The sequence below is a fragment of the Pseudomonas syringae group sp. J254-4 genome, assembly GCF_032586855.1.
Classification (GTDB): domain Bacteria; phylum Pseudomonadota; class Gammaproteobacteria; order Pseudomonadales; family Pseudomonadaceae; genus Aquipseudomonas; species Aquipseudomonas amygdali.
On the sequence record NZ_JAWHOO010000005.1, the window covers coordinates 80666 to 105181 of the forward strand.

27 protein-coding genes are annotated in these 24516 nt (G+C 58.9%); 12 read left to right on the plus strand and 15 right to left on the minus strand.

What is annotated here, in order from left to right:
* The first annotated feature begins 45 nt into the window (after nt 1-45).
* Complete coding sequence (locus tag RYB09_RS08485; protein ID WP_058402455.1) at nt 46-591, plus strand: gamma carbonic anhydrase family protein; 546 nt, start codon at nt 46-48, stop codon at nt 589-591.
* A gap of 138 nt (nt 592-729) precedes the next feature.
* Here the strand turns inward: RYB09_RS08485 and RYB09_RS08490 are convergent, their stop codons facing one another.
* Both RYB09_RS08490 and RYB09_RS08495 read right to left on the minus strand, forming a co-directional pair.
* Nucleotides 730-1785 carry an aminopeptidase gene (locus tag RYB09_RS08490; RefSeq protein WP_122259337.1) on the minus strand — a complete coding sequence of 352 codons (1056 nt, stop codon included), beginning with the start codon at nt 1783-1785 and terminating at the stop codon, nt 730-732.
* Nucleotides 1786-2066: 281 nt separating this feature from the next.
* Nucleotides 2067-3545: a hypothetical protein gene (locus tag RYB09_RS08495; protein WP_316887931.1), complete on the minus strand. Its 1479-nt coding sequence runs from the start codon at nt 3543-3545 to the stop codon at nt 2067-2069.
* Between the two features lie 461 nt (nt 3546-4006).
* Here RYB09_RS08495 and RYB09_RS08500 point away from each other — a divergent pair, with 461 nt between their 5' ends.
* Nucleotides 4007-4372 carry a hypothetical protein gene (locus RYB09_RS08500; protein ID WP_230018989.1) on the plus strand — a complete coding sequence of 122 codons (366 nt, stop codon included), beginning with the start codon at nt 4007-4009 and terminating at the stop codon, nt 4370-4372.
* Here the strand turns inward: RYB09_RS08500 and RYB09_RS08505 are convergent, their stop codons facing one another.
* On the minus strand, nt 4373-4606 hold the full coding sequence (locus RYB09_RS08505) for a DUF1161 domain-containing protein (RefSeq protein ID WP_057403677.1): 234 nt from the start codon (nt 4604-4606) through the stop codon (nt 4373-4375).
* Nucleotides 4607-4724: 118 nt separating this feature from the next.
* On the minus strand, nt 4725-5156 hold the full coding sequence (locus tag RYB09_RS08510; RefSeq protein ID WP_002551353.1) for an OsmC family protein: 432 nt from the start codon (nt 5154-5156) through the stop codon (nt 4725-4727).
* A 212-nt stretch (nt 5157-5368) separates the two neighbouring features.
* On the opposite strand from RYB09_RS08510, the gene RYB09_RS08515 reads away from it, so the two are divergent.
* Nucleotides 5369-6370 (plus strand): LLM class flavin-dependent oxidoreductase, encoded by a 1002-nt coding sequence (locus RYB09_RS08515; RefSeq protein ID WP_004660365.1) that lies wholly within the window; start codon nt 5369-5371, stop codon nt 6368-6370.
* Nucleotides 6371-6508: 138 nt separating this feature from the next.
* Here RYB09_RS08515 and RYB09_RS08520 read toward each other — a convergent pair whose 3' ends face one another.
* Together RYB09_RS08520 and RYB09_RS08525 are read right to left on the minus strand one after the other, a co-directional pair.
* Complete coding sequence (locus tag RYB09_RS08520) at nt 6509-6733, minus strand: DUF1161 domain-containing protein (RefSeq protein WP_002551351.1); 225 nt, start codon at nt 6731-6733, stop codon at nt 6509-6511.
* A gap of 150 nt (nt 6734-6883) precedes the next feature.
* Nucleotides 6884-7099, minus strand: a complete 216-nt coding sequence (locus RYB09_RS08525) for a dodecin (protein ID WP_002551350.1) — start codon at nt 7097-7099, stop codon at nt 6884-6886.
* Between the two features lie 166 nt (nt 7100-7265).
* Between RYB09_RS08525 and RYB09_RS08530 the strand changes: the two genes are divergently transcribed.
* On the plus strand, nt 7266-7592 hold the full coding sequence (locus RYB09_RS08530) for a YqjD family protein (protein WP_002551349.1): 327 nt from the start codon (nt 7266-7268) through the stop codon (nt 7590-7592).
* Here RYB09_RS08530 and RYB09_RS08535 read toward each other — a convergent pair whose 3' ends face one another.
* Nucleotides 7593-8549, minus strand: coding sequence for a LysR family transcriptional regulator (locus RYB09_RS08535; protein WP_005732767.1), 957 nt, complete (start codon nt 8547-8549; stop codon nt 7593-7595).
* 79 nt (nt 8550-8628) lie between these two features.
* Between RYB09_RS08535 and trpB the strand changes: the two genes are divergently transcribed.
* The 3 genes from trpB (at nt 8629) to RYB09_RS08550 (ending at nt 11323) form a co-directional block, all read left to right on the plus strand.
* Nucleotides 8629-9858, plus strand: a complete 1230-nt coding sequence (gene trpB / locus RYB09_RS08540; RefSeq protein ID WP_219170690.1) for a tryptophan synthase subunit beta — start codon at nt 8629-8631, stop codon at nt 9856-9858.
* The gene (trpA, locus tag RYB09_RS08545) at nt 9855-10667 is read left to right on the plus strand and encodes a tryptophan synthase subunit alpha (RefSeq protein ID WP_316887933.1); all 813 of its coding nucleotides are present in this window, start codon (nt 9855-9857) and stop codon (nt 10665-10667) included. Before trpB ends, trpA begins: the two co-directional genes overlap by 4 nt.
* 125 nt (nt 10668-10792) lie before the next feature.
* Nucleotides 10793-11323, plus strand: coding sequence for an anti-virulence regulator CigR family protein (locus RYB09_RS08550; protein ID WP_122259335.1), 531 nt, complete (start codon nt 10793-10795; stop codon nt 11321-11323).
* Between the two features lie 185 nt (nt 11324-11508).
* Here RYB09_RS08550 and RYB09_RS08555 read toward each other — a convergent pair whose 3' ends face one another.
* The 3 genes from RYB09_RS08555 to RYB09_RS08565 all read right to left on the minus strand — a co-directional run bounded on the left by RYB09_RS08555 (nt 11509) and on the right by RYB09_RS08565 (nt 13866).
* Complete coding sequence (locus RYB09_RS08555) at nt 11509-12333, minus strand: alpha/beta fold hydrolase (protein WP_122259334.1); 825 nt, start codon at nt 12331-12333, stop codon at nt 11509-11511.
* 213 nt (nt 12334-12546) lie between these two features.
* Nucleotides 12547-12879 carry a DOPA 4,5-dioxygenase family protein gene (locus RYB09_RS08560; RefSeq protein ID WP_122259333.1) on the minus strand — a complete coding sequence of 111 codons (333 nt, stop codon included), beginning with the start codon at nt 12877-12879 and terminating at the stop codon, nt 12547-12549.
* Nucleotides 12880-12915: 36 nt separating this feature from the next.
* Nucleotides 12916-13866: a choline sulfate utilization transcriptional regulator gene (locus RYB09_RS08565; RefSeq protein ID WP_058402467.1), complete on the minus strand. Its 951-nt coding sequence runs from the start codon at nt 13864-13866 to the stop codon at nt 12916-12918.
* Nucleotides 13867-13980: 114 nt separating this feature from the next.
* Between RYB09_RS08565 and betC the strand changes: the two genes are divergently transcribed.
* From betC to RYB09_RS08580, 3 genes are all read left to right on the plus strand, one after another.
* Nucleotides 13981-15486, plus strand: coding sequence for a choline-sulfatase (betC, locus tag RYB09_RS08570; protein ID WP_058402468.1), 1506 nt, complete (start codon nt 13981-13983; stop codon nt 15484-15486).
* 37 nt (nt 15487-15523) lie between these two features.
* Nucleotides 15524-16450 (plus strand): choline ABC transporter substrate-binding protein, encoded by a 927-nt coding sequence (locus RYB09_RS08575; RefSeq protein WP_122259331.1) that lies wholly within the window; start codon nt 15524-15526, stop codon nt 16448-16450.
* Between the two features lie 176 nt (nt 16451-16626).
* The gene (locus RYB09_RS08580) at nt 16627-18195 is read left to right on the plus strand and encodes a SulP family inorganic anion transporter (protein ID WP_316887937.1); all 1569 of its coding nucleotides are present in this window, start codon (nt 16627-16629) and stop codon (nt 18193-18195) included.
* Nucleotides 18196-18291: 96 nt separating this feature from the next.
* Here the strand turns inward: RYB09_RS08580 and aroE are convergent, their stop codons facing one another.
* Both aroE and hemF read right to left on the minus strand, forming a co-directional pair.
* The gene (gene aroE / locus RYB09_RS08585) at nt 18292-19116 is read right to left on the minus strand and encodes a shikimate dehydrogenase (RefSeq protein WP_057405201.1); all 825 of its coding nucleotides are present in this window, start codon (nt 19114-19116) and stop codon (nt 18292-18294) included.
* Nucleotides 19116-20030: an oxygen-dependent coproporphyrinogen oxidase gene (hemF, locus tag RYB09_RS08590; protein WP_054985572.1), complete on the minus strand. Its 915-nt coding sequence runs from the start codon at nt 20028-20030 to the stop codon at nt 19116-19118. The genes aroE and hemF overlap by 1 nt, the downstream gene beginning before the upstream one ends.
* Nucleotides 20031-20234: 204 nt before the next feature.
* Between hemF and RYB09_RS08595 the strand changes: the two genes are divergently transcribed.
* Both RYB09_RS08595 and RYB09_RS08600 read left to right on the plus strand, forming a co-directional pair.
* Nucleotides 20235-20555: a DUF3630 family protein gene (locus tag RYB09_RS08595; RefSeq protein ID WP_227449392.1), complete on the plus strand. Its 321-nt coding sequence runs from the start codon at nt 20235-20237 to the stop codon at nt 20553-20555.
* A 101-nt stretch (nt 20556-20656) separates the two neighbouring features.
* On the plus strand, nt 20657-21634 hold the full coding sequence (locus RYB09_RS08600) for an NADPH:quinone reductase (protein WP_122259329.1): 978 nt from the start codon (nt 20657-20659) through the stop codon (nt 21632-21634).
* Between the two features lie 7 nt (nt 21635-21641).
* Here the strand turns inward: RYB09_RS08600 and RYB09_RS08605 are convergent, their stop codons facing one another.
* The 3 genes from RYB09_RS08605 to RYB09_RS08615 all read right to left on the minus strand — a co-directional run bounded on the left by RYB09_RS08605 (nt 21642) and on the right by RYB09_RS08615 (nt 24505).
* Nucleotides 21642-22199 carry an L-threonylcarbamoyladenylate synthase gene (locus RYB09_RS08605; protein ID WP_003379455.1) on the minus strand — a complete coding sequence of 186 codons (558 nt, stop codon included), beginning with the start codon at nt 22197-22199 and terminating at the stop codon, nt 21642-21644.
* 38 nt (nt 22200-22237) lie between these two features.
* Nucleotides 22238-23356, minus strand: a complete 1119-nt coding sequence (dprA, locus tag RYB09_RS08610; RefSeq protein WP_058402473.1) for a DNA-processing protein DprA — start codon at nt 23354-23356, stop codon at nt 22238-22240.
* Between the two features lie 123 nt (nt 23357-23479).
* Entirely contained in the window at nt 23480-24505 is a 1026-nt protein-coding gene (locus RYB09_RS08615) for a LysM peptidoglycan-binding domain-containing protein (RefSeq protein ID WP_002551334.1), read from the minus strand.
* Nucleotides 24506-24516 lie beyond the last annotated feature (11 nt).

Sequence of the window (24516 nt, forward strand, 5' to 3'; positions counted from 1 at the left end):
CAAACCCGCTCTGCACGCCTATCACTGCCAAAGAAGGAGCCTATCGTGGCCATTCGCAAGTTTCAGGAACACACCCCGGCCCTCGGCGAACGGGCCTTTGTCGACCATTCAGCAGTGGTTATCGGTGATGTTGAAATAGGTGCCGACAGCTCCGTCTGGCCGTTGACGGTGGTACGCGGCGACATGCATCGCATCCGCATTGGTGCCCGCACCAGCGTGCAGGACGGCAGCGTGCTGCATATCACCCACGCAGGCCCCTTCAACCCGGACGGTTTCCCGCTGCTGATCGGCGACGAAGTGACCATCGGCCACAAGGCCATGCTGCATGGCTGCACAATCGGCAACCGCATCCTGGTCGGCATGGGCACGACGATCATGGACGGCGCGGTTGTCGAAGACGAAGTCATCATCGGCGCAGGCAGCCTGGTACCGCCCGGTAAAGTGCTGGAAAGCGGCTTTTTGTACGTCGGCCGTCCGGTCAAACAGGTGCGTGCATTAACCGACAAGGAAATCGCCTTTTTTCCGTACAGCGCCACTAATTACGTGAAGCTCAAGGATCAGCATCTGGCTGAGGGGTTTGATCAGGCCTGACTATCGTTCCTACGCTCCAGCGTAGGAATGCATCCCGTGGCGCTCTGCGTCACAAATCTGCACAGCGCCGCTCACTCAAGATCGGACGCAGAGCGTCCAGAAAGGCATTACCACGCGGAGCGTAGTAACGAGAATCCATCAAGGCATCAACCGCTGTAGCGCCGCCTTGCGCGCCTCGACCGGCATCCCTCCCAACTTCTCCACAGCATTGAAAAACGCCACCCAATCGCCATTCACCTGCCTGAACAACGCCGCAAACGCTGGCACCCACTGATCATAAAGGCCAAACGGCAGCAGCTTGGCGTTGTTCATCGGGCTGTTGATCCAGGCATCAAAACGCTTGTCGCCCGCCCATTGCTCATCACGCAATTTGCGGTAGTCACTGCGCAACCGCTCAAACTCTTCAGCCTTGCGCGCGCGCATCACTTCAGCAGACAGCGGCTGGCGATACAACGCCTTGAGCCGCTCCCGAGTATCGAGCACCAGTTGCGTAAACTGATCACGCCGTTCGGACTGCGAAACACTCTCCGGCGGCAACCCCCGTGCCGCACGCCACTGCCGCGTACCTTCCTGTTCGACGAAGCTGGCGTAGGACTCGTTGAACTCGGTGTCGTCTTTCACATAAAACCGCTGATGCGCCAGTTCATGGAAAATCAGCGTGGCCAGACGCTCGTCACCCCAGCCCATCATCGAACTGAGAATCGGGTCATTGAACCAGCCCAGTGTCGAATAGGCTTCCACACCACTCAAATACACATCCTTACCCGCCTGCCGCTGCAACGCCGCCTCACCACGCGCCCCGCCAGGGCTGTAATAACCGCGATACGCGACACACCCGGCAATCGGAAAACAATGCGTGACAGGCTCCAGCGAAAACTCGTCGGTCGCGAACACATTCCACACCACATAAGGCCGCCCCAGATCCGCATACAGGCGATAGCTCTGGTTATCCGGCAGATGCAAATGCTCAGTGGCAAACGTCCGCGCCAACTGTGAACGGGCCAGACGCTCACGCAGCCCGGCATCCCGCTTCGGGTCAGCGACGATCTTCGCCACCGGTTCGCGAGCCTGCAGCAATTGCCACTGTCCTTGAGCCAACTGACCGTAGTAGGAAACGCTGGAACAGCCGGCAAGCAGCGTGACGGCCATCAGTGAAATGACGCGACAAAGGCGTGGAGCGGTCAGTGTGGACATGAGCGGGAGGGCTTTGGTGATTTGGACAGGGTGATGTTATGCCGGACGGGCAGGGAGATGTGCAACTGTCGAGATTCGCCGATTAAAAAGTGATTCGACAAGATCGAACCTTGCGCCGATAGCCGGGCGTTGCACCTGTGGTTTATGAAGCGCTTACGGCGAACGCTGGAACCGGAGGGCACAGCAGAGCCTGAAGAAAGTACGTCAGCCCGGGCGTACGCTCACCAGGAGAGTGCGCCCGGGCTGCCAGGTTAGGGGAGTGCTATCCGTGAATGGTCGGATCAGGACGTTGTTCTGGCCAGCCACGGGAATGTGGACCGGGGCAGGTAATAAACGTGAAGGCTCCAGTTGCAGCCTCGATCATAGTTGCTTTCAACGTAGAAGGACCCTGATGTTTTCCCAATCATCGCACCGTTGCACTTCCAGTCGCCGTTGGTTTCACTGTTCCAGCCGTTTTGAATGTACCAGCCGGTAATAATAGCCCCCCCTTCAGACGGGTCGAACGGGAACGAGAAGGTGTGGCTTTGGTGGCCGATTGTCCAGTCAGCGCTGTAATGCTGACTGTCCTCCTGAATTGAAACATTGGTAAGTTCGGTGGATTTGATCCCGGCCGACGTCGAATAGACACCGCTCGCTGACTCATTCGGCGGTGAGAGCGTCAGGCTCTGATAGAAAGAGAACAACGCGAGCGAAGGTTGAAGGCTTCTGGTCAGCTCAGAGACTTGCTGACTTAACTGACTTGCCGCGTCAGGCTCGTAAAGCAACGTGCCGATACGTGCGCTGTACTGATTCGTTAAGTATTGCTGCGTGTCCGCTACAGTATTGATGCCTTGAACGGGCGGGGTGAGGCTGTAGGGCTGGGTGGAGTAATAGCCCGGAATGGCCGACGTGAGTGACTCCAGTTCCTGCAACTGAAACGCGATGGTCTTGACCTTGGCAAAGTTATCGGGGTTTAGCGGTAACGTATTGGGAATGTGGTTATCGATCTGGGAATAATGAATCAGCCTGGCACGACGCGGAACAGGCTGCAGGTTTTCTGTAAACCACTTCAATATAGTGGGAATGCTGTTAGCGTCAGCCCCGACAGGAGGCGCTTTTCCTGACGTCCCGTTCATGGTGACCGCCACCTTCACATGAACATCGCTTGAGCTTGCCAGCGACTCGAATTCCGCAGCCCCGGACGCGCTTAATATGTCTTTCTTACCCGCAACGGCTGCTTTGAAAGTCTGCAGCGCAGTAGTCGTCGTTGTGCTGCACGTATAAGTAGCCACGAAGCGCGAGCCGAATTTCGCGGTGGCAACGAAGTAATCGCCATACGTGTCCCGAAAGCCAGCAGGGTTCGAGCTTGCCAACTCACTGGCTTGAGGGGTGAAGGCTGGCGCTGGACTCAGCGAGGCATAATCCGCGTCTGTCACGTCATAGAAAGCCAATATCGTCAACGAGGTTTCAGAGTACGTGACATTGGACAAATATGACGCGGATGCCGATGCACTGGCGGCACCTACATTGTATTCGCCCTGAGCTTCCGCTTTGAAAAGTCGGCTATAGTCGTCAGCGGTCGCAATCACTTCGTACTTCTGAACGGTATTTTTCGCCCTACCAGGTTCTGGTGTAATGGGGCTAACTGCTTGTACAGCAAACGCACCACTTTCGGCGTTGATTCCCAAGCCGAAAGAATAGTCATTCCATGGCTGATCATTCAAAGTTCCCGCCAGATTGGTAACTAGCGACTCGCTTTTTTCACCCCGTTTACTCCACATTTTTCACATCCCTAATGTTTTTTTGATTGAGACAGGTTCTGCCATCAACAAAAGCTGTCTATTCCTCGACACATGCTTTGAGGTCACAAGGCACTTAATAAAAATGCACAATCGACAATCAGGAATCAAGAAAATTTTATAGAGCAGTAATAAAATTATTCTATCAATTGACTGTAGAGATCAAAATTCGCGGCTGACTATTCAAACGGTTTTATATAGGCGCACGCAAAGGTGCCAACGCATGAAGCCGATTCACACGCACTTTGAAATGCCATCTTTGTGTGCGAGCTTGCTCGCGAACGCTAATTTTCATTCGAAGTATCTTCAGATGCCTGTCACGCTTATGGCAGGGTAGGCCTGCCGCCTTACATAAACTCACACATCCCGGAACCGCCAAAATGCGCATCACAGCCCCGATAACCGCATTAGCCCTGACAGCTCTCGCCGGATGCGCCGGCCCCTTGCCCACCGTCAACCCGGACATGGCGTGGGTCGACATGCGCACCATCACCGGCCAGTTGATCATGGGCGACAAGCTGGATGGCAAGAACACCTACGACGGGCGTTACTTTCAGGTGACGCCGGGCAGCCATGAGCTGCAGGTGCGTTATGACTATGAGTACCGGTCGGGCGGGCTGGGGATGATCAGTGACGAGTACACCGAGATCACTTGTTACGTCAGTGTTCGATACGACCACTTCGCTGCCGGGCAGCGCTATATGCTGGAAGTACGCTCACTGGCGAACAGCGTCGACGCCTGGCTTTACGATGCAGAGCGCAAGGTGGTGGCCGAAGAGGAAGAAGAGGGCGGGGTGCACTGCATCTGATCAGCGATCGTTACGCTGGTAGATGATCTTTTTACTGCCGTTGTCGCAGCTGCCGACGACCATGTTGGGGTCGGTGGCTTCTTCGTTGCTGACGATTTCAAGCGTGTAGGACGTGACGTTGTTGGCCTGGATCTTGGCTTCGATTTCATCCTTGAGTTCTTCACAGGATTTCGGTGCCGCCAGGGCGCTGGTCGCAAGCAGGGTACAGGTCACTGCCAGAATAAAACGTTTCATGCTCGACTCCTGATCAAAATCAAACCATGCGCCAATGAACGCATGACCGATGAAGCAAGCCAGCTTTATACAGGAGATGAAGGAGCGCACAAGGCGCTCCCGCAAAGCTCGCTGTGAATCAGCTCAACAACGTAGCGTCCAGAGTGATCTTGGCGTTCAGCACCTTGGAAACCGGGCAGCCTTCTTTGGCTTGCTTGGTCAGTTCGTCGAACTTCTCCTGCGTCGCGCCTGGCACTTTGGCCTTTAGGGTCAAATGCACAGCGCTGATTTCAAAACCGCCTTCAATCTGGTTAAGTGTCACGTCAGCCTGAGTGTCGATGCTCTCAGCAGTCAGGCCTGCACCGCCCAGAATCATGGACAATGCCATCGAGAAGCAGCCTGCGTGGGCCGCGCCGATCAATTCTTCAGGGTTGGTGCCTTTACCGCCTTCAAAACGAGCCTTGAAGCCGTAAGGGGCTTCTTTCAACACGCCGGTTTCCGTGGAAATGCTGCCGATACCGTTTTTCAGATCACCTTCCCAGTGGGCGGATGCTTTCTTGACGATGCTCATGGTGGCTCCTTCTTGAGATGAATTTGGATCAATGCTGTTACAAGGTTCTGAGGATAGACGGCTCTGGAAAGTTCAACCGTCGGAAAGACCAAGCGTTTAAGTAGGTTTTTATCCGCCTGCCATTGAAAAGCCAGACTTGCGCCCGCACTGCTGTTTCATCGTGGGCAGCTCTAGCAGCCAGCCCATCACAATTTGAGGAGCTACCCCGGCCTATGAAACGTCTGGCAGATGTAAAAATTTCCACCCTTGATCTGGTGCCGGTGCGCCACGACAAAGGGCCCGCCGATTCCCTGCGCAACTCGCTCAACCTTGCCCAGCATGTTGAAAAGCTGGGTTACAACCGCTTCTGGGTGGCCGAGCACCACAACATGGACGGCATCGCCAGTTCAGCGACCTCGGTGCTGCTCGCCTACCTGGCAGGCGGCACGTCGACCATTCGTGTCGGGGCTGGCGGAATCATGCTGCCCAACCATGCGCCGCTGGTGGTTGCCGAGCAGTTCGGTACGCTGGCCAGCCTGTATCCCGGTCGAATTGATCTGGGGCTGGGTCGCGCACCAGGTTCCGATCAGATGACCGCTCGCGCCCTGCGCCGCGAACGCTCCGGCAGCGCCGAAGATTTTCCGGATGACGTCACCGAGCTGATGGAATATCTGGGGCCGCGCACACCTGATCAAAAAGTGATCGCTGTTCCGGGCTCAGACACCAACGTGCCGATCTGGCTACTGGGCTCGAGCCTGTTCAGTGCTCAACTGGCAGGCATGCGCGGTTTGCCGTATGCCTTCGCGTCGCATTTTGCGCCGCGTTATATGCATGAGGCGATTCGCGTGTACCGCAATCACTTCCAGCCATCGGCCGTGCTCGACAAACCCTACGTGATGCTCGGCGTTCCGCTGTCCGCGGCAGACACCGACGAGCACGCCGAATACCTCGCGACATCTGTTTACCAGCGCATCCTCGCGCTGATGCGCGGGCACAGTCTGATGCAGCGCCCACCGGTCGAATCCATGGACGGCCTGTGGCTGCCGCATGAACGTGAAGCGGTGGCGAGCTTCCTGGGGCTGGCGATGGTTGGCGGCCCGGACAAGATCCGCGCCAAACTGGATGTGCTGCTTGAACAGACCGATGCCGATGAACTGATCTTCACGTGCGACATGTATGAGCACGAGGACAGGCTGCGTTCCTACGAGATTCTGGCGCAGGTCGCACAAGGCTGATAGCAACCTTTCGGGTCACAACGCGGGCTTCAAAAACAGCATCGCCCCGGACTGGATGACAGTCCGGGGCGATGCTGTTCGTGAAACCTGCAAACGGGATTAGCCGGCGAACCGACCTGAGTCAGGCCCGGCTGGCAATCAACCGCGCTGGTAAACGACTTCCTTGGTGCCGCCTTCGCAGGTGCCGACGACTTGCTTGTCGGACGCGCTGCCTTTCTCGACCACTTCCAGCGTGTAGGACGTTACGCCCTTCGCCTGGAGTCTGGCGTCGATTTCACTTTTCAACTCTTCACATGGCTTGCCTGCCGCGAGGGCAGTACCTGCAATGCTCAGCAAGCCTACAGCCAACAAAAACTTCTTCATGGGTAATCCCTCTCGTCCGGCCAAATGAAGACGCCATCGGAACAGGCGCCCATTGAAAACCCCCACGCCCACACATCAACCATGTGGTCATATCAGTGTGTGTGTAGCGCAGGTTATGGCAATCGGCCAGCCGAAAGGTTCAGAAGAGCATCAGCTGTTGGTAATGCGGAAGCCGACTTTCAAGGTGACCTGGAAATGCGCGACTTTGCCGTTTTCGATATGGCCGCGGGTTTCGGTCACCTCAAACCATTCCATCAGGTCGAGGCTTTTGCTGGCTTCGGCCAGGGCGTTGTTGATGGCGTCTTCGATAGTGGTAGTGGAAGAGCCTACGATTTCAACTTTTTTGTACGTGTGATGATCGGTCATGGCAGTTCTCCTGAAGGTCTGGAAAAGACGCGATATAGACCGCGCTCCCTGCTTCTGTCAGGAGAACGCGCGCAAAAGTTCAGCGCTTTGCAAAAATCCCATCGCACTTTCCAAAAAGCCCGGAGTCGGAAACAACACGCCCACTCATCATTGCAGGAGAAACACCATGGCTACTACGTCACTTCGCAAAGCCTCGTTGCAGAGTATGGAAGCTGAGATCGAGAGCCTCCTGAAGTCCCTCGAGGGCCTGAAAGCCGACGCTACCGACGAGTCGCGCAAGACACTGAAAAATCTGAAAGCCAACGCTGAAAGCGCACTGAGCCATTCGCGCAGCCTGCTCAGCGATGTCTACGAAGACGTTAAAGAGAAAACCCGCGAAAATGCATTGGCAACTCGTGACTATGCTCAGGAGCACCCTTGGACCACCGCTGGTGTTGCGGTAGGTGCCATTGGCCTGATCACTGCCTACATGCTGTTCAAGCGCGGTAACTGATCAGATTCTGATCGGGTCCTCAGACCGCTTCAGCTCATTTTTCAACCACTGAGCAAGCTGTCGCGCCCGTCCATCGGCCGCACGTCTGGGTACCCAAAGCGCCAACTGCGCCGGGGTTTCGCTGAAACCCCATGGCGCAGCCAGGCGACCGGCTTTAAGGTCATCGATGACCAAAGGCTCCGGCGCAATCGCAATGCCCAGGCCCGCCACAGCCGCCTCCAGCAAATAATACAAATGCTCGAAACCCTGCCCGTAACGTAATGATCGCGGATCGATGCCGTTGTGCTGCGCCCAGCTTGGCCAGGCTTGCGGACGTGAGGTGGTTTGCAACAGTGATTCTTTGAGCAGCGCTGCGGCGGGTGCATCGCGCAGACTTTCGAATCGCGCGAAGCGTGGGCTCAAGACCGGCCCTATTCGTTCGCTCGCCAGTTCGAAAACCTGCATGTCTGCAGGCCACGGCGGCTCGGCGAATACCAGCAATGCATCCAGACCGGGCCGGCGCGGATCAAGGTCGCCTTCACCTGCCGACAGGTGCAGGCGCAGGTCTGGCAACTCGGCATTAAGACGGCTCAAACGCGGTATGAACCAGCGCGCCAGCAGGCTGCCGGAACATCCCAACACGAATGGCGCGTCTGCGCTGCCCTTGCTCAGCTCGACGCATACGCCGCGCAATCGATCGAATGCTTCGCCACTCACATCGCGTAACCGAATGCCTGCATCTGTGAGTTTCAAGCCTCGTCCGTCCTTGCTGAACAGGCTTACACCCAAGTGTTCTTCAAGCACTTTTAATTGGCGACTGACAGCACCATGCGTCACGTTCAGCTGTTCGGCCGCCTGACTGACACTGCCAAGTCGGGCAGTGCTTTCGAAAGCACGCAGGGCGTTGAGGGGAGGAAGGTCGCGGCTCATGATCTGTGAGTTTTCCTGACAGGTTGCAGCGATCTTATCGGTTTTCATCGAGCCGTGCGCTGGTTAAAGTGGACCCATTGCCGATCCGGCTCAATTCATTCGCCCAATACTGCAACTGGAGCACTTCATGACCCAGACCAACTTCCGCAGCGGCCCCGACGCCAACGGCCTGTTCGGCTCATTCGGCGGCCGCTACGTGGCTGAAACCCTGATGCCGCTGGTGCTAGACCTCAACCGCGAGTACGAAGCCGCCAAGGCCGACCCGGAGTTCGCCAAGGAAATGGCCTACTTCCAGCGCGATTACGTGGGCCGTCCAAACCCGCTGTACTTCGCCGAGCGCCTGACCGAATTCTGTGGCGGCGCGAAGATCTACTTCAAGCGCGAAGAGCTGAACCACACCGGCGCGCACAAGATCAACAACTGCATCGGCCAGGTATTGCTGGCCAAGCGCATGGGCAAAAAACGCCTGATTGCGGAAACCGGCGCGGGCATGCACGGCGTTGCTACCGCTACCGTCGCTGCGCGCTTTGGCTTGCCTTGCGTGATCTACATGGGCGCGACCGACATCGAACGTCAGCAGGCCAACGTGTTCCGCATGAAGCTGCTGGGCGCTGAAATCGTACCAGTCACTTCCGGCACTGGCACCCTGAAAGATGCGATGAACGAAGCCCTGCGTGACTGGGTGACCAACGTCGACGACACCTTCTACCTGATCGGCACTGTGGCAGGTCCGCATCCGTATCCGGCGATGGTGCGTGATTTCCAGGCCATCATCGGCAAGGAAACCAAAGAGCAGATGCAGGAGAAGGAAGGTCGTCTGCCGGACAGCCTGATCGCCTGCGTGGGTGGCGGCTCCAACGCCATGGGCCTGTTCCATCCGTTCCTCGATGACGCCAGCGTAGAAATCATCGGCGTTGAAGCGGGCGGTCACGGCGTGAATACCGACAAGCACGCGGCCAGCCTCAATGGCGGCGTACCGGGCGTGCTGCACGGCAACCGTACCTACCTGCTCCAGGATGGCGACGGGCAGATCACAGACGCGCACTCGATCTCTGCTGGTCTGGACTATCCGGGTATCGGCCCGGAGCACGCCTTCCTGCACGAAGTGAAACGCGTCGAGTACGTCAGCATCACCGATGACGAAGCGCTGGATGCCTTCCATCAATGCTGCCTGCTCGAAGGCATCATCCCGGCACTGGAAACCGCTCACGCACTGGCCGAAGCCATGAAGCGGGCAACCAACCTGCGCGACGACCACCTGATGGTCGTGTGCCTGTCCGGGCGCGGTGACAAAGACATGCAAACCGTCATGAACCATATGGCAGCCGCCGAAAAAACTCAGGAGAAGCTGGTATGAGCCGTCTCGAACAACGTTTCGCCCAGCTGAAAACCGAAGGTCGTGCGGCGCTGGTCACTTTCATCACCGCCGGCGACCCAGGCTACGACACCTCGCTGCAAGTCCTGAAGGGCCTGCCTGCTGCGGGTGCTGACTTGATCGAGCTGGGCATGCCGTTCACTGATCCGATGGCAGACGGTGTGGCGATTCAGCTCGCTACGCTACGCGCTCTGGACGCGGGCCAGACCCTGCAGAAAACCCTGCAGATGGTCAGCGAATTCCGTGTCGACGATCAGACCACGCCGATTGTGCTGATGGGTTACTACAACCCGATCCACCGCTTTGGCGTCGAAGCCTTCGTGGCGCAGGCAAAAGAAGCGGGCGTCGACGGTCTGATCATCGTTGACCTGCCTCCCGAGCACGACGCCGAACTGGCAACGCCTGCACAGGCATCCGGTATCGACTTCATCCGCCTGACCACGCCAACCACCGACGATGCGCGCTTGCCGCGTGTGTTGGAGCGCAGCTCCGGGTTTGTCTACTACGTGTCGGTTGCCGGTGTAACTGGTGCTGGCTCGGCGACCACCGAGCACGTTACTGAAGCCATCGCACGCCTGCGTCGCCACACCAGCCTGCCGATCAGCGTCGGTTTCGGTATCCGCACACCCGAGCAGGCAGCGGCCATTGCTCGTCTGGCAGACGGCGTTGTAGTGGGCTCGGCGTTCGTCGATAAGATCGCCACTGCTGAGTCGCCTGAAAAGGCAATCGATGGCGTGTTGACTCTGTGCGCCGCATTGGCCGAAGGCGTACGTAACGCACGCATCGGCTGAGGGTAAAGTTTCTGATACAGAGGAATCAAAGCGCTATCAGCGGTTCTATGTAGCACGACACAAGGGGTTCATGACCAATGTCATGAACCCCTTTTTGCTGCATTGAGTGAAGCTGAGGAAGCACCATGAAACTGCCAAACCGTTTTATCACCGGGCTGGGTATCTTGATGATCAGCGCCAGCCCGCTACTGCAAGCGGCGCCGCCTGACCAGCGCGGTGATGGCCCGGACGACAATCGTGGCGTTCAACAGCCGGGGCCGCAGAACAATGGCGGGCATAACGAGCGTGGCAATGACCGTGGACCGGGCAACGATAACGGCAGGGGTCCAGACAAGGGCCCGGGTAGCCAGCCAGGCAGACAGGCCCACCAGGACAACCGCGGCGGCAACCGCCCACCGCAGGATTTCGGCCCGGTACGCGAGACCTTCCAGCAGCACCGCGACGTCATCGGCCGAGGCCAGCCGCTGCCACCTGGTGTACACATCGCCAAAGGCCGTCCGTTGCCACCTGGTTACGGTAAACGCCTGGACAGCCGCTCGCTGCAATACCTGCCACATTATGACGGCTACGAATGGCGACGCCTGGGCACCGACGTCGTACTGATCGCCGTGGGTTCGGGAATTGTTTACGCGATTCTGGATGGTGTGTTGAATTGATGGTCTGCTGACGCCCTTGAATGCGCGGTGACACACAGACTTGTGACGCGGAGCGTCACGAGCGGCATTCCCACGCTGGAGCGTGCGGAACGATAATCTCAACTATCGTGCGACGCTCCGCGTCGCATGCCTTTCTGGACGCTCCGCGTTCGATCTTGAAGGCCCAGCGCAGAAACCAGCCCACCTCAACCCTGCTGCTGATTAACCCGCGCCAAAAACGTCATCAGCGCCCCTGACACAAAATCCGGGTTTTCCAGATTGGCGATATGACCCGCTTCAGGCACCAGCACGTAAGGGCAGCCAATCAGGCTGGCCATCTCACGGGTTTCTTCAGGCGGACGCGGGATGTCAGCATCGCCACACATCACCAGCGTGGTGTCTGCATTCAATTGCTCTATCAACCCAAGCCGATCGTCACGACCAAAGATCATTCGCCCCAGAGGCACTACAGTCTGGCGCAACTGCTCTGCATGCATACCCGCCAACGCCGAGCGGAACGCCTGATACACCGGCGACTGCGGGTCAATGCCAGGCCGGAAGAAGATCGGCACCACAATGTCCAACAGCGGCTCAGGAAAGGCACCGGCCTCTTCCAGCTTGTCGAGCAACGAGAAATAGTAGGCTTTCTTGGCTTCCGACTCTTTGCCCAGATAAGTGTCCATCAGCACCAGCCCGGTGATCCGCTCTGGCGCGAGCAGCGCAGCAATCGCACCCCACATGCCGCCCACCGACAGCCCGACGATGCTGCAACGCTCGATATTCAAATGATCCAGCAGCGCCAGCGCATGGCGGGCGAGATCATCGAGATTGCGGGTGCCTTCCGGAAAACCGCTGGAATCCCCATGCCCCCAAAGGTCCGGCACAACCACCCGATACCGGCTGGCCAGCGTGTCGATCTGCGCACTCCACATCGCCTTGTCCCAAAGGTAACTGTGACCGAGCAAGACAACCGGCCCGGTGCCTTGGTCAGCGTAGTGAAGGGTCTTACCGTCGATGAGTAGATCCGGCATTTCTGATGATCCTCTGTCTGGTCTTTCAGCATTCATTTCAGGCAGCCCGTGAAAGGCGGCTTATCGATGTTGACGCGTATGCATGACCATTTTGTTGAAATTTGCGCTGCAACGGACCGAGTGGTCATTTTTCAGCGGAGCTATCTTACACCGATCTTTTCGACGAGGAATGCGCTTGTAATTGCTGAAGGAAAACGGTCGAGAAGCTGGCTATCAGCCACTTAGAGCGCCCAGATTCAAAGGCCGAACCGCGCCCATCCAGATGGCATGGTCGGTATGGTCGCGCAGCTCATCGCCCGTCAACGGATGCAGAAAAACCACCAATCCATCGCGATTAAGCGCGAGCCATAAAGTGACATCAGCCAACTGCTCATGCCCGAACGCCAACTGGCAACTCCAGTCCGGATGCGGCCCAACCAGTTTTTGGTGAACGCGGCCCATCTGCATGGCAAATTTCTCGGTCGCGGCTTCGCACAGGGCTCGGGCCTGGTCCAGGGTCTGGGCGTTGAAATAGATATGGGCGTGGTAGCCGTGGGTGTCTTGCATGTATGAGTCCTTCCTGACCAAAAAATGAACGCCTGCTTACACCGCAATCGACGGCAAAGGCCTGCCCGCCAGCGAAACCCCGCTCAACGCCTGCTCACTCGCCAGCCAGTCCATGAACTGCTGGACGATCTGCACGCGCCGTTTGCGCTGGGGCAAAACCACGTAATAGCCCTGGCCGGAAATGGCGGCTCCGGCGATGGGGCGGCAGAGCAGGCCTTGGTCGAGGAGGTCGTCGACCAGGTGTTTCCAGCCGATGGCGACGCCTTGTCCGCCAATCGCGGCCTGGATGAGCAGGGTGTAGTTGTCGAAACGCAGCTGGCCGGGCGTAGGGGCCTGGGGGATGTCGAGGGCGCGGAATACGCCTGCCCAGTCGAACCAGTTGTTGCTGCTTTCGCCGCGCAGGTGCAGGAGCGGAAAGTCGCGCAGTGCTTCGTTGGGCAGCGGCGTCTGGCGACCCGCGATCAGTTGCGGGCTGCACACTGGAAAGACTTCTTCGCTGAACAGCCAATGGCTTTCGCCTTGCTTGAAGCGCCCGTCGCCGAACAGTACGGCAACGTCGATATCTGCGCGTAACATGCTGTGGGTACGCTCGCTGGTGACCAGGCTGACATCCACGTCCGGGTTGACCTTGTGGAAACGGTGCAGGCGCGGCATCAGCCAGTAGGCGGCGAAGGCGAAGTCGGTCGCCACTTGAAGCACTTCGTGCTGGTGCTGTTCGGTGATCGCTATCAGCCCGCTGTCTATCGATTGCAGGCCAGCCTGCACATGACTGAACAATATTTCGCCGGCTTCGGTAAGCTCGATACCGCGATAGATCCGGTCAAACAGGCGGGTGGCCAGCTGTTCTTCAAGGCGCTTGATCTGCTGGCTGACGGCAGGCTGGGTAGTGCCCAGTTCGATAGCCGCCGCAGTGAAGCTGCGCAAGCGAGCCGCGACTTCAAAGGCACGCAGCAGGTCGAGGGACATATCGCCAAAAGCTTCAAACATAAGCGGTGCTTATCCTAGGCATTGCTGCGCATGGGCTTTACCATCAAACACGAGGACTTCATCCTCGTATCCAGCACTTTCGCATAACTTTTCACAATGGGATGCAGCGATTACATGAAGCGCAAAAATATTCTGTTCATCATGGCCGATCAAATGGCCGCGCCAATGTTGCCGTTTTACGCCCGGTCTCCAATCCTGATGCCGAATCTGAGCCGCCTTGCTGCCGACGGCGTGGTGTTCGATTCAGCGTATTGCAACAGCCCTCTGTGCGCGCCATCGCGTTTCACACTGGTCAGCGGTCAGCTGCCAAGCAAGATCGGCGCGTACGACAACGCAGCCGACTTCCCGGCTGATATTCCAACCTACGCTCACTATCTGCGTGCGCTGGGCTACAAGACTGCTCTGGCAGGCAAGATGCATTTCTGTGGGCCGGATCAACTGCACGGTTACGAAGAGCGCCTGACCAGTGACATTTACCCGGCCGACTATGGCTGGTCGGTCAACTGGGACGAGCCTGATGTGCGTCCGAGCTGGTACCACAACATGTCTTCGGTGTTGCAGGCCGGTCCGTGCATTCGAACCAACCAGCTGGATTTCGACGAAGAAGTGCTGTTCAAGTCCCAGCAGTATCTGTACGACTACGTACGCCAGGACGGCAACGCGCCTTTCTGCCTGACCGTTTCCATGACTCACCCTCACGACCCGTACACCATCCCCATGCCGTTCTGGGACCTGTACAGCAACGACGAAATCCCGATGCCCACGCCGCATGCCAATCAGGCCGCGCTGGACCCGCATTCGCAACGGCTGCTCAAGGTCTATGACCTGTGGGACAAGCCAATGCCGACCAACAAGATTCGTGATGCGCGCCGCGCCTACTTCGGCGCGTGCAGCTATATCGATCTGAACGTCGGCAAGCTGATGCAGACGCTGGATGAAGTCGGGCTGGCGGAAGACACCATCGTGGTGTTCTCCGGCGATCACGGCGACATGCTGGGCGAGAAGGGCCTCTGGTACAAAATGCACTGGTTCGAAATGGCCGCCCGCGTGCCGTTGGTGGTGTACTCGCCGGGCCAGTTCAAGCCGGGACGGGTCAGTGCGTCGGTGTCGACTGCCGACTTGCTGCCGACCTTTGTCGAAATGGCCAACGGCAAGCTGGACGCCGGGTTGCCACTGGACGGACGCTCGCTGATGCCGCACCTGAAACGCAAGGGTGGGCACGATGAGGTGTTCGGCGAGTACATGGCCGAAGGCACGACCAGCCCGTTGATGATGATCCGTCGCGGCGCTTACAAATTCATCTATTCGGAGCAGGACCCGTGCCTGCTCTTCGATGTGAAGAAGGACCCGAAAGAGCAGAAGGATCTGAGCCAGTCACCCGCCCATGAAAAGCTGTTCAATGACTTCCTGGCTGAAGCTAGAGCCAAGTGGGATATACCGGCGATACACCAACAGGTGCTCGCCAGCCAGCGCAGAAGGCGCTTCGTCGCCAAATCGCTGGCAACCGGCAAGCTGAAGAGTTGGGATCACCAGCCACTGGTCGACGCCAGTCAGCAATACATGCGCAACCACATTGATCTGGACGATCTGGAGCGTAAGGCACGTTTTCCGCAACCTTGACCCTGCCCACACCAAAAAAATCAAAAGGGGTACATCAATGAAGAAGTTATCCACAGCCGTTGCGGTCGCGGTCATGACGTTCGGCAGCCTTACGGCGCAGGCAGAGGACGCAAGTTGCAGCACCGTGAAAATGGCCGATCCGGGCTGGAGTGACATTGGGGCCACCAATGCTATCGCCAGCGTGGTGCTTGAAGGTCTGGGCTACAAGGCCAAGGTCGACACCCTGGCCGTGCCGATTGCCTATGGCGGCCTGAAAGACGGCAAGCTGGATGTTTTTCTGGGTAACTGGATGCCGGCGCAGCAGGGCTTTTACGACAAGTTCGTGGCGACCGGCGATGTAACGCAATTGGCCAGGAATCTTGAAGGCACCGAGTTCACCCTGGCGGTGCCGGATTACGTCTGGGATGCGGGTGTGCATGATTTTGCCGACCTGAATAAATTCGCTGACAAGTTCGACCAGAAGATCTACGGCATTGGCTCTGGCGCACCTGCCAACTTGTCGCTGCAGGAAATCATCAAGAAGAATGAATTCGATCTGGGCAAATGGAAGCTGGTCGAGTCGAGCGAGACCGCGATGCTCGCCGAGGTCAATCGCAATGTGAAGAAGAAGGCGTTTGTGGTCTTCCTCGGCTGGACCCCGCATCCGATGAACGTGCAGATCAAAGGTATGCATTACCTCAAGGGCGGCGAGAAATACTTTGGCGATACCGGCTCGGTCTTCACCCTGACTCGCAAGGGTTATGCGCAAGCCTGTCCGAACGTCGGCAAGCTGCTGACCAATCTGAGCTTCACCCTGGACATGGAAAACAGCATCATGGCCGAAGTGGCGAACAGCAAGGTCAGCAACAGCGCAGCGGCAAAGGCCTGGATCAAGGCCAATCACGCAGTGCTGGACACGTGGCTGGAGGGCGTGAAGACGTTTGATGGCAAGGATGGGCTGGCGGCGGTGAAGGCCAGGTTGTAGGCGTAAGGTCTTGAGCACGCGGCGTGGCGCAGATTTGTGACGCGGAGCGTCACCCAAGGTATTCCCACGCTGGAGCGTGAGGAACGATAGGTGTCCAACTATCGTGCCCATGCTCCGCGTGGGTATGCCGTTCTGGACGCTCTGCGTCCTCTACGTTCAATTCACTCGAGGGACCGATGCGCTGGCTCAATCGCCATAAAATTCTACCGTTTCTAGCCTGGCTGCCGCAGCAGAGCCGCGCCAGTGTCGGGCGTGATGCGCTGGTGGGCCTGAGCGGTGCCATTCTGGCCCTGCCGCAGTCCATCGCTTACGCACTGATCGCCGGGCTGCCTCCGGAGTACGGTCTGTACGCCGCGATTGTTCCTGTTCTGATCGCCTGCCTGTGGGGCTCGTCCTGGCACCTCATCTGTGGGCCGACCGCGGCTATTTCCATCGTGCTGTATGCCAGTGTCAGTCCGCTCGCCGTCCCGGCCAGTCAGGACTACATCATGTTGATCCTGCTGCTGACCTTCATCGCTGGCGTATTTCAGTTGTTGCTGGGGATGATGCGCTTCGGTGCACTGGTAAATTTCGTTTCGCACTCGGTGGTGCTGGGTTTCACGCTGGGCGCTGCGGTGGTGATTGCGCTGGGGCAGATGCCCAATCTGCTGGGCATTGATCTGCCGAGTCAGACCACCGCGCTCAAAAGCGTGAGCGCCGTGCTCGAGCATCTGCGTGAGGTCGATCTGTCTTCGCTGATGCTCGGTCTGTTGACCCTGGCGCTGGGTATCGGACTCAAGCTTCTCGTGCCTCGCTGGCCGACGCTGTTGATCGCACTGGCGTCGAGCAGCCTGCTGGTGTGGCTGTGGCCGGCGATGTTCGGCCATGTCCGTGTGGTCAGCGCCTTCGTCGGCCATCTGCCGCCCTTCAGCCCGTTGCCGCTGGATCTCGAACTGATCCTCAAACTGCTGCCGACCGCCGTGGCGGTGGGCATGCTCGGGCTGGTCAACAGCCTGTCGATTGCCCGCTCGCTGTCGGCACGTTCGCAGCAGATGCTCAACGCCAATCAGGAAGTCCGTGCGCAAGGTCTGTCGAATATGGTCGGCTCGCTGTTTTCCGGCTACCTCTCAGCGGGCTCGTTCACCCGTGCGGCGCTGAGTTACGAGGCGGGTGCGCGTTCGCCGTTGGCCGGCGTTTTTTCGGCACTATGGGTGGCATTGTTCGCGGTCGCCGGAGCCTCGTTGATCTCGCACATTCCAATCCCGGCCATGGCCGCCTCAATTCTGCTGATCTGTTGGGGCCTGGTGGATCGCCGTGGCATTCGTGCACTGTTCCGTGTCAGCCGCGCCGAGTTTTTCGTGATGGCGCTGACCTGTCTGGCCACCCTGCTGCTGGAGCTGCAAACCGCGATTTATGCCGGTGTGCTGGCCTCGCTGTTCTTCTACCTCAAACGCACTTCACAACCGCGCGTGCAGCAATGGCGCGAAGGCGATGAGGATGTGCTGCGGGTCGGCGGCTCGATCTTCTTCGGTGCCAGCCATTATCTGCAAACTCGCCTGCAACGCACTGAAGGGCTGCGTGTAGTGATCGATGCGCAGCAGATCAACTTTATCGATTACTCAGGCGTGGAAATGCTTCATCAGGAAGCCAGGCGCTTGGATCAGCAGGGGCGAGTGCTGGTAATGCGAAATGCCAGACCCCAAGTGATCGAGGAATTGCACAAGCTGGAAGGGCCGCAGAACTGCCCGATTCTGTTTGAGGATTGAGCCATAACTCATCGTCCCGACGCTCTGCGTCGCAAGAGGACGCGGAGCGCCCAGAACGGCATGCCAACGCGGAGCATTGGCACGATAGTCTCTCAGTCAACCAGCCGCCAGCAGCCTGCGCAACTCGGCCAGTACCGGAGCCGAGTCCGGGCGCACGCCGCGCCATAGCAGGAAAGCTTCTGCCGCCTGCTCCACCAGCATACCCAAGCCATCAACCGACTGTGCCGCACCCTGTTCAGTGGCCCAGCGGCAAAAGGCGGTGGGCTCTTTGCTGTACATCATGTCGTAGCAGAAGGTCGCACCGGGCTGGATAAGGCTCGGGGAAATCGGTGGCAGCTCTCCGGCCAGGCTGGCAGAGGTGGCATTGATGATCACATCCACCGGTTCTTCAAGCCAGTCGAAGCTGCTGGCAAACACAGGACCCAGATCCGCAAATTCCTGAGCCAGTCGTTCGGCTTTTTCAACGGTGCGATTGGCAATCACCAGCACTGCGGGTTGCTCCGCCAGCAAGGGTTCAAGCGCGCCACGAACCGCGCCACCCGCGCCCAGCAACAGAACCCGCTGACCACGAAGGCTGCGCCCGCAGTTGACTGTCAGGTCGCGCACCAGCCCGGCACCGTCGGTGTTGTCACCCAGTAGCGTACCGTCATCGAGCTTGCTCAAGGTGTTCACCGCTCCCGCACGCTGACCGCGCTCGGTCAGGCTATCGGCCAGGCGATAGGCTTCTTCCTTGAACGGCACAGTCACGTTGGCACCACGTCCGGTCTGGAAAAACGCCTGGGCAAACGCGGTGAAATCATCCAGCGGTGCCAGCGACGTCTGGTAATCCAGCGCCTGCCCGGTTTGCTCGGCGAACAGGCGATGAATCAGCGGCGACTTGCTGTGACCGATGGGGTTACCAAAGACGACGTACCGGTCCATCAGTTGTCCGCCAGCCAGTCGCGATCAGTCAGGAAGTAATCGGTCAGGCGCGCTTCTTCGCTGCCCGGCGCGGCTTTCCAGTCATAACCCCAGCGCACTTGCGGCGGCAGCGACATGAGGATCGATTCGGTACGGCCACCCGATTGCAGACCGAACAGCGTGCCGCGGTCGTACACCAGGTTGAACTCGACGTAGCGCCCCCGACGGAACTCCTGAAACTCGCGCTGCTGCACGGTATAGGCCGCAGCCTTGCGACGCCGCACGATCGGCAGGTAGGCATTGATAAACGCATCGCCGATGGCGCGGATGAAGGCGAAGCTGGTGTCGAAATCCCACTGGTTCACGTCATCGAAAAACAGACCACCGATACCGCGTGGTTCATCACGATGCTTGAGGTGGAAGTAACTGTCGCACCACGCCTTGTAGCGCGGGTAGACATCATCGCCGAAGGGCGCACAGGCACGTTCGGCCACCCGGTGCCAGTGCACGCAGTCTTCCTCGACGCCGTAGTAGGGCGTCAAATCGAAACCGCCACCAAACCACCAGACTGGCTCCTCGCCTTCTTTCTCGGCAATGAAGAACCGCACGTTGGCGTGGGACGTCGGCACATGCGGGTTGTGCGGGTGAATCACCAGCGACACGCCCAGCGCCTCGAAACCACGCCCGGCCAGTTCAGGCCGATGGGCGCTGGCCGACGGAGGCAGGTTGCTGCCGAACACGTGGGAAAAATTGACACCACCTTTCTCGATGACCGCGCCATTCTCGATCACCCGCGTGCGACCACCGCCGCCCGCCGGACGCGTCCAGGCATCTTCCACAAAGTGTGCGTTGCCATCTTCCTGCTCGAGCGCGGTGCAGATCCGGTCTTGCAGGTCGAGCAGGTAGGCTTTTACGGCCTCGGTACGGGTACTCATGAGGATCCCTTACGGCTGACGTCAAACGGCTGAGCCCCCGCAGCAAAAGAGGCGCAGGCAAATTGGCGCGTAGCATACCATCGGCAGCGCGGGCTGGCAGTTGACGAAGACCGGGGGAAGGAGTCCGATGGGGCTTTCGCAGTTTGTATTACTTGGAAAACTGCCTGATTAATCGAACTCCGACTTACGCGAGGAGAACCTGACGTGAAGGCCGTCTGCAATGTCGAAGAGCTGGCTATCGAAAAAATGCGCTCCGGCAATTCATGCCTCAATCTTTCAGCGGAAGTCGATTGGGAGGATTTCCCTCGCTATGCTGACTTCGTTCTAGGCCTGCTGGGGGGCACCGTTACGTCGAAGTCCGACGCTGTGGATGTGCGCGTCTGGGACGTGCAGATAAAAGGCGAAGCGTTTTTTCTGTCCTATGAGGACTTTCCGTCGATGGTGAGCCTGGAATCAAAAAGCGCCAAGGGTGATGCGCTGATCGAAGACTTCCTGTCTGTCCTCTCTCAAAGCCCCCAAAGCTGAACGCCACGCAGTGCTTTCGTTTTAACGGTAGCGCAGCATGAGCATGCTACTTTTGTTTGTCTGACGCATAAGATATTGGGTCACCATCAAGGAGAGAGCACATGGCAAAGCGTATCCAGTTCAGCACTGTCGGAGGACCCGAGGTTCTTGAATATGTCGATTTCGAGCCAGAGGCTCCAGGGCCGCAGGCGGTGGTTGTGCGCAACAAGGCCATTGGCCTGAATTTCATTGATACCTATTACCGTAGCGGGCTGTATCCAGCGCCTGAGTTGCCTTCAGGGCTCGGTGCTGAAGGGGCGGGTGTGGTCGAGGCGGTGGGCGATGAGGTGACGCGCTTCAAGGTCGGTGATCGTGTTGCCTACGGCACCGGGCCTTTGGGCGCGTACAGCGAGTTGCATGTGCTGCCTGAGGCGAATCTGATGAAGCTGGCGGACTCGGTCAGTTTCGAGCAGGCCGCTGCGTTGATGCTCAAGGGCCTGACCGTGCAATACCTGCTGCGCCAGACCTATCAGGTGAAGCCGGGCGAGATCATTCTGTTTCATGCGGCGGCTGGTGGTGTCGGCTCGTTGGCCTGTCAGTGGGCCAAGGCATTGGGCGCGAAACTGATCGGCACGGTCAGTTCACCGGAGAAGGCCGCTCACGCCAAGGCGCTGGGTGCCTGGGAAACCATCGACTACAGCCACGAAGACGTCGCCAAACGTGTGCTGGAACTCACCGACGGCAAGAAGTGCCCGGTGGTCTACGACGGCGTGGGGCAGGACACCTGGCTGACCTCGCTCGACAGCGTGGCACCACGCGGGCTGGTGGTGAGCTTCGGCAATGCGTCAGGGCCGGTCTCAGGTGTGAATCTGGGGATTCTGGCGCAAAAGGGCTCGGTGTATGTCACCCGCCCGACACTGGGCACCTACGCGAACAATGCGCAGAACCTGCAGACCATGGCTGACGAGCTGTTCGACATGCTCGCCAGCGGCAAACTCAAGGTCGACAACATTCAGCAGTACGCGTTGAAGGACGCCGCCAAGGCGCAAACCGAGCTGTCCGCTCGGCGCACCACTGGCTCGACCATTCTGATTCCCTGAGCCAGCGTCAGCCAGCGCGCATGACCTGGCCGGTCGCGATATCACGGATCACGCTGGGGTTTCGGCGGCCGCCCAGGCTGCCGCCCAGCACACCGTCGATCTGACCCCGGAAGTACTGCTCGACGCGCAGCCGCGAACGGGCAGCCGGACGACCTGCCGGGTTGGCCGATGTGGAAATCAAAGGGCCGACCAACGCGCACAGTTCGCGCACCGTAGGGTGGTCGGTGACGCGCAGCGCCACGGTTTCATGAATGCCGGTGATCCACTCGGGCAGCAGGTTCTGATGCGGCACCAGCCAGGTATTGGGCCCCGGCCAGGTGCTGGCCATTCGGTCGAGCCACAATTCGGGGAAGTCTTCGAACAGAAAGTCGAACTGGCGAATGTTGTCGGCGATCAGGATCAGGCCTTTTTCCACTGGCCGTGACTTGATCGCCAGCAAACGATAAACCGCTTCTTCATCCCATGGATCACACCCCAGGCCCCAGACTGCCTCGGTCGGGTAAGCAATCACCGCACCGGCTCGAATATTCTGAGCGGCTTGTTGCACACGCCAACTGCTGACCATTGTTTGTCTCTCCGCTAAATCCTGACGGCAGTTTAACCTCAGGGCGCTCTGGCGAACCATCGTCCCGCTTCACAGCTTATTCTGCCGTCCAGTTCCAGCTCGGTCAGGCCCGCCAGTACCTTGGGCAACGGCCAGCCGCTGGAGACCGATAACCCCTCGCTGGTATGCGGCGCAGCGTGCAACAGCGCCAGAAGTGGATGGTCGCAAGGCACCGGTTTGGCAGGTGTCTCGGGCGCTGCAGCGGGCGCAACGCTCTTCCAGTGCTGCAAGCCTTCAAGAATGTGCTCAACGGTCTCGACCAGCGTTGCGCCGTCGCGTATCAACTGGTGGCAGCCCTTGGCACCCGGGTGGTGAATCGAACCCGGTATCGCATACACCTCTCGCCCATGCTCGGCGGCCAGTCGCGCGGTAATCAACGAGCCGCTGGCAACACTGGCCTCGACCACCAGCACGCCGAGCGACAGGCCGCTGATGATTCGGTTGCGCCGCGGGAAGTTGCTGGGCTGTGGTTCAGCGTCCAGCGGGAACTCGGAAATCACCGCGCCACCTTGCGCCGCCATCTGCGCGGCGAGCGCACGATGCTGCTGTGGATAAAGTTTTTCAAGCCCGGTGCCCAGTACACCAATTGTATGCCCACCGACATCCAGTGCGCCCTGATGCGCAGCCCCGTCAATGCCGCGCGCCAAACCGCTGGTGATCACAAAACCGGCGCCCGCCAGGCTGCGCGCAAAAGCTCTGGCAGTGTCCAGCCCGGGTCTGGAAGCGCGACGACTGCCGACCATGCCCAGCTGCGGACGCTCAAGGATAGAAGGGTCGCCGGCAATGAAGATCAGCGGCGGTGGGTCGGCGATCTCGGCCAGCAGCGCGGGGTAGCAAGGGTCGTCCCACATCAGCAAATGCTGGGCCGGACGCTCCAGCCAGGCCAATGCAGCACTGGCACCGTCCCTGACGGAAGGGGCTCGACGCGCCTCGGCGCAGGCACCTGGAATACCCAGCGCACGCCACGCACTGGCCGGTGCGCTCAGCGCAGACGACGCAGAACCGAAGGCTTCGATCAGCCTGGAAAAGCGTTTCGGTCCTATCTCGGGCAAGCGATGCATGCGCAGACGGGCTTCCAGCTCTGCTGGCGAAGAGAGGGCATTTTCGAACAGTGGCATAAGATCGTCCCTGATCCATTGTGCATCTCAGATGATGCACAAACCTGTGGATAACTCTGTTGACAACAATTTGATAAGTGTCTGGCTCGTCACACAAATCCGTCGCAGAACTGAAACATACCTTTAGGGATTTCGAACCTTGTCCATGATGGCCAAAGATCGGTTGGCTTGCAGGACCAAGGCGTAACTAAGCTTGTCGTACGTACGGAAAACCATGAGCAGGCCAGACCGTTCGTCAGGGATTTTTACCTGTTCACCGGTGATCCGGTCGCGCACTGTCTCGCTGGTTTTGTAGATCGCCAGCACGTTGCCCTCGGCCAGCCCGTCACGTTTGCCTTTGTTGAGGGTGACCACATCCAGCACGCTGACCTGGGTCACCCCGCGTGGCACATCCAGAATCAAACCTTCTATCGGCGTTTGCGGGGCGCTGGGCAGGAAAGTCGAGTTGATCGCTCGCTCTTCGCTGCTGAACAATCGGTCGCCCAGGCGCACTTCCTGCGTAGAGCGCTGCAGAACCAGAGTCGAGACGTCGCCCTCGGAGGCAACCACCTCAGCGCTGCCGATGTCATCCGCGTTGATCCCCAGCACTTCCTTGGTCTGTGGGTCGGTGTAGGTCTTGCCCTGTCGGAAAATGCCGTAGACGGTGTGCGCCGGGTCCAGCGTGCCCCGTGCATAGGCCCGGTCACCGCTACCGCTGAGCACGCGCTCGGCATTGCCCGCGACGATGTAGGGGGCCTTTTCGAACTGCTCGGCATTGTCGACGATGCGATTGCTGATCAGGAATGCGTTGATCGCCCCCAGCGGAATGCTCGGAATGGCCTCGACCATCGGCGTACTGCGCACACGCGGTGACAATTTGATGGTCCCGCGCGACTCGCCGCGGTTGAGCGTCACGCGCGGCTGACCATCGACCCAGGTCAACGCGAGAGTGTCACCGGGGTAGATCAGGTCGGGATCATGGACTTGCGGATTGGCCCGCCATATCTCGCGCCATTTCCACGGTTCACGCAAAAACTTGCCGGAAATGTCCCAGAGTGTGTCCCCGGCGACAACGGTGTAGCTCTGCGGATAGCCTTCCCTGAGTTGCACTTGCGCCTGCGCAAGACCGCTGGCGGTCAGCAGCAGCAGGGCGAGTAGTGATTTCCTCATGCGGTGAATCC

What these genes read in the sequence shown, in the direction of transcription:
- RYB09_RS08490 (WP_122259337.1), bottom strand. Translation starts at nt 1,785, where the DNA reads ATGTCCACACTGACCGCTCCACGCCTTTGTCGCGTCATTTCACTGATG.
- dprA (WP_058402473.1), bottom strand. Translation starts at nt 23,356, where the DNA reads ATGCCACTGTTCGAAAATGCCCTCTCTTCGCCAGCAGAGCTGGAAGCC.
- RYB09_RS08560 (WP_122259333.1), bottom strand. Translation starts at nt 12,879, where the DNA reads ATGCAAGACACCCACGGCTACCACGCCCATATCTATTTCAACGCCCAG.
- RYB09_RS08615 (WP_002551334.1), bottom strand. Translation starts at nt 24,505, where the DNA reads ATGAGGAAATCACTACTCGCCCTGCTGCTGCTGACCGCCAGCGGTCTT.
- RYB09_RS08600 (WP_122259329.1), top strand. Translation starts at nt 20,657, where the DNA reads ATGGCAAAGCGTATCCAGTTCAGCACTGTCGGAGGACCCGAGGTTCTT.
- RYB09_RS08550 (WP_122259335.1), top strand. Translation starts at nt 10,793, where the DNA reads ATGAAACTGCCAAACCGTTTTATCACCGGGCTGGGTATCTTGATGATC.
- RYB09_RS08530 (WP_002551349.1), top strand. Translation starts at nt 7,266, where the DNA reads ATGGCTACTACGTCACTTCGCAAAGCCTCGTTGCAGAGTATGGAAGCT.
- RYB09_RS08525 (WP_002551350.1), bottom strand. Translation starts at nt 7,099, where the DNA reads ATGACCGATCATCACACGTACAAAAAAGTTGAAATCGTAGGCTCTTCC.
- RYB09_RS08520 (WP_002551351.1), bottom strand. Translation starts at nt 6,733, where the DNA reads ATGAAGAAGTTTTTGTTGGCTGTAGGCTTGCTGAGCATTGCAGGTACT.
- aroE (WP_057405201.1), bottom strand. Translation starts at nt 19,116, where the DNA reads ATGGACCGGTACGTCGTCTTTGGTAACCCCATCGGTCACAGCAAGTCG.
- RYB09_RS08515 (WP_004660365.1), top strand. Translation starts at nt 5,369, where the DNA reads ATGAAACGTCTGGCAGATGTAAAAATTTCCACCCTTGATCTGGTGCCG.
- trpB (WP_219170690.1), top strand. Translation starts at nt 8,629, where the DNA reads ATGACCCAGACCAACTTCCGCAGCGGCCCCGACGCCAACGGCCTGTTC.
- RYB09_RS08575 (WP_122259331.1), top strand. Translation starts at nt 15,524, where the DNA reads ATGAAGAAGTTATCCACAGCCGTTGCGGTCGCGGTCATGACGTTCGGC.
- RYB09_RS08510 (WP_002551353.1), bottom strand. Translation starts at nt 5,156, where the DNA reads ATGAGCATCGTCAAGAAAGCATCCGCCCACTGGGAAGGTGATCTGAAA.
- betC (WP_058402468.1), top strand. Translation starts at nt 13,981, where the DNA reads ATGAAGCGCAAAAATATTCTGTTCATCATGGCCGATCAAATGGCCGCG.
- RYB09_RS08565 (WP_058402467.1), bottom strand. Translation starts at nt 13,866, where the DNA reads ATGTTTGAAGCTTTTGGCGATATGTCCCTCGACCTGCTGCGTGCCTTT.
- RYB09_RS08495 (WP_316887931.1), bottom strand. Translation starts at nt 3,545, where the DNA reads ATGTGGAGTAAACGGGGTGAAAAAAGCGAGTCGCTAGTTACCAATCTG.
- RYB09_RS08605 (WP_003379455.1), bottom strand. Translation starts at nt 22,199, where the DNA reads ATGGTCAGCAGTTGGCGTGTGCAACAAGCCGCTCAGAATATTCGAGCC.
- hemF (WP_054985572.1), bottom strand. Translation starts at nt 20,030, where the DNA reads ATGAGTACCCGTACCGAGGCCGTAAAAGCCTACCTGCTCGACCTGCAA.
- trpA (WP_316887933.1), top strand. Translation starts at nt 9,855, where the DNA reads ATGAGCCGTCTCGAACAACGTTTCGCCCAGCTGAAAACCGAAGGTCGT.
- RYB09_RS08580 (WP_316887937.1), top strand. Translation starts at nt 16,627, where the DNA reads ATGCGCTGGCTCAATCGCCATAAAATTCTACCGTTTCTAGCCTGGCTG.
- RYB09_RS08535 (WP_005732767.1), bottom strand. Translation starts at nt 8,549, where the DNA reads ATGAAAACCGATAAGATCGCTGCAACCTGTCAGGAAAACTCACAGATC.
- RYB09_RS08555 (WP_122259334.1), bottom strand. Translation starts at nt 12,333, where the DNA reads ATGCCGGATCTACTCATCGACGGTAAGACCCTTCACTACGCTGACCAA.
- RYB09_RS08505 (WP_057403677.1), bottom strand. Translation starts at nt 4,606, where the DNA reads ATGAAACGTTTTATTCTGGCAGTGACCTGTACCCTGCTTGCGACCAGC.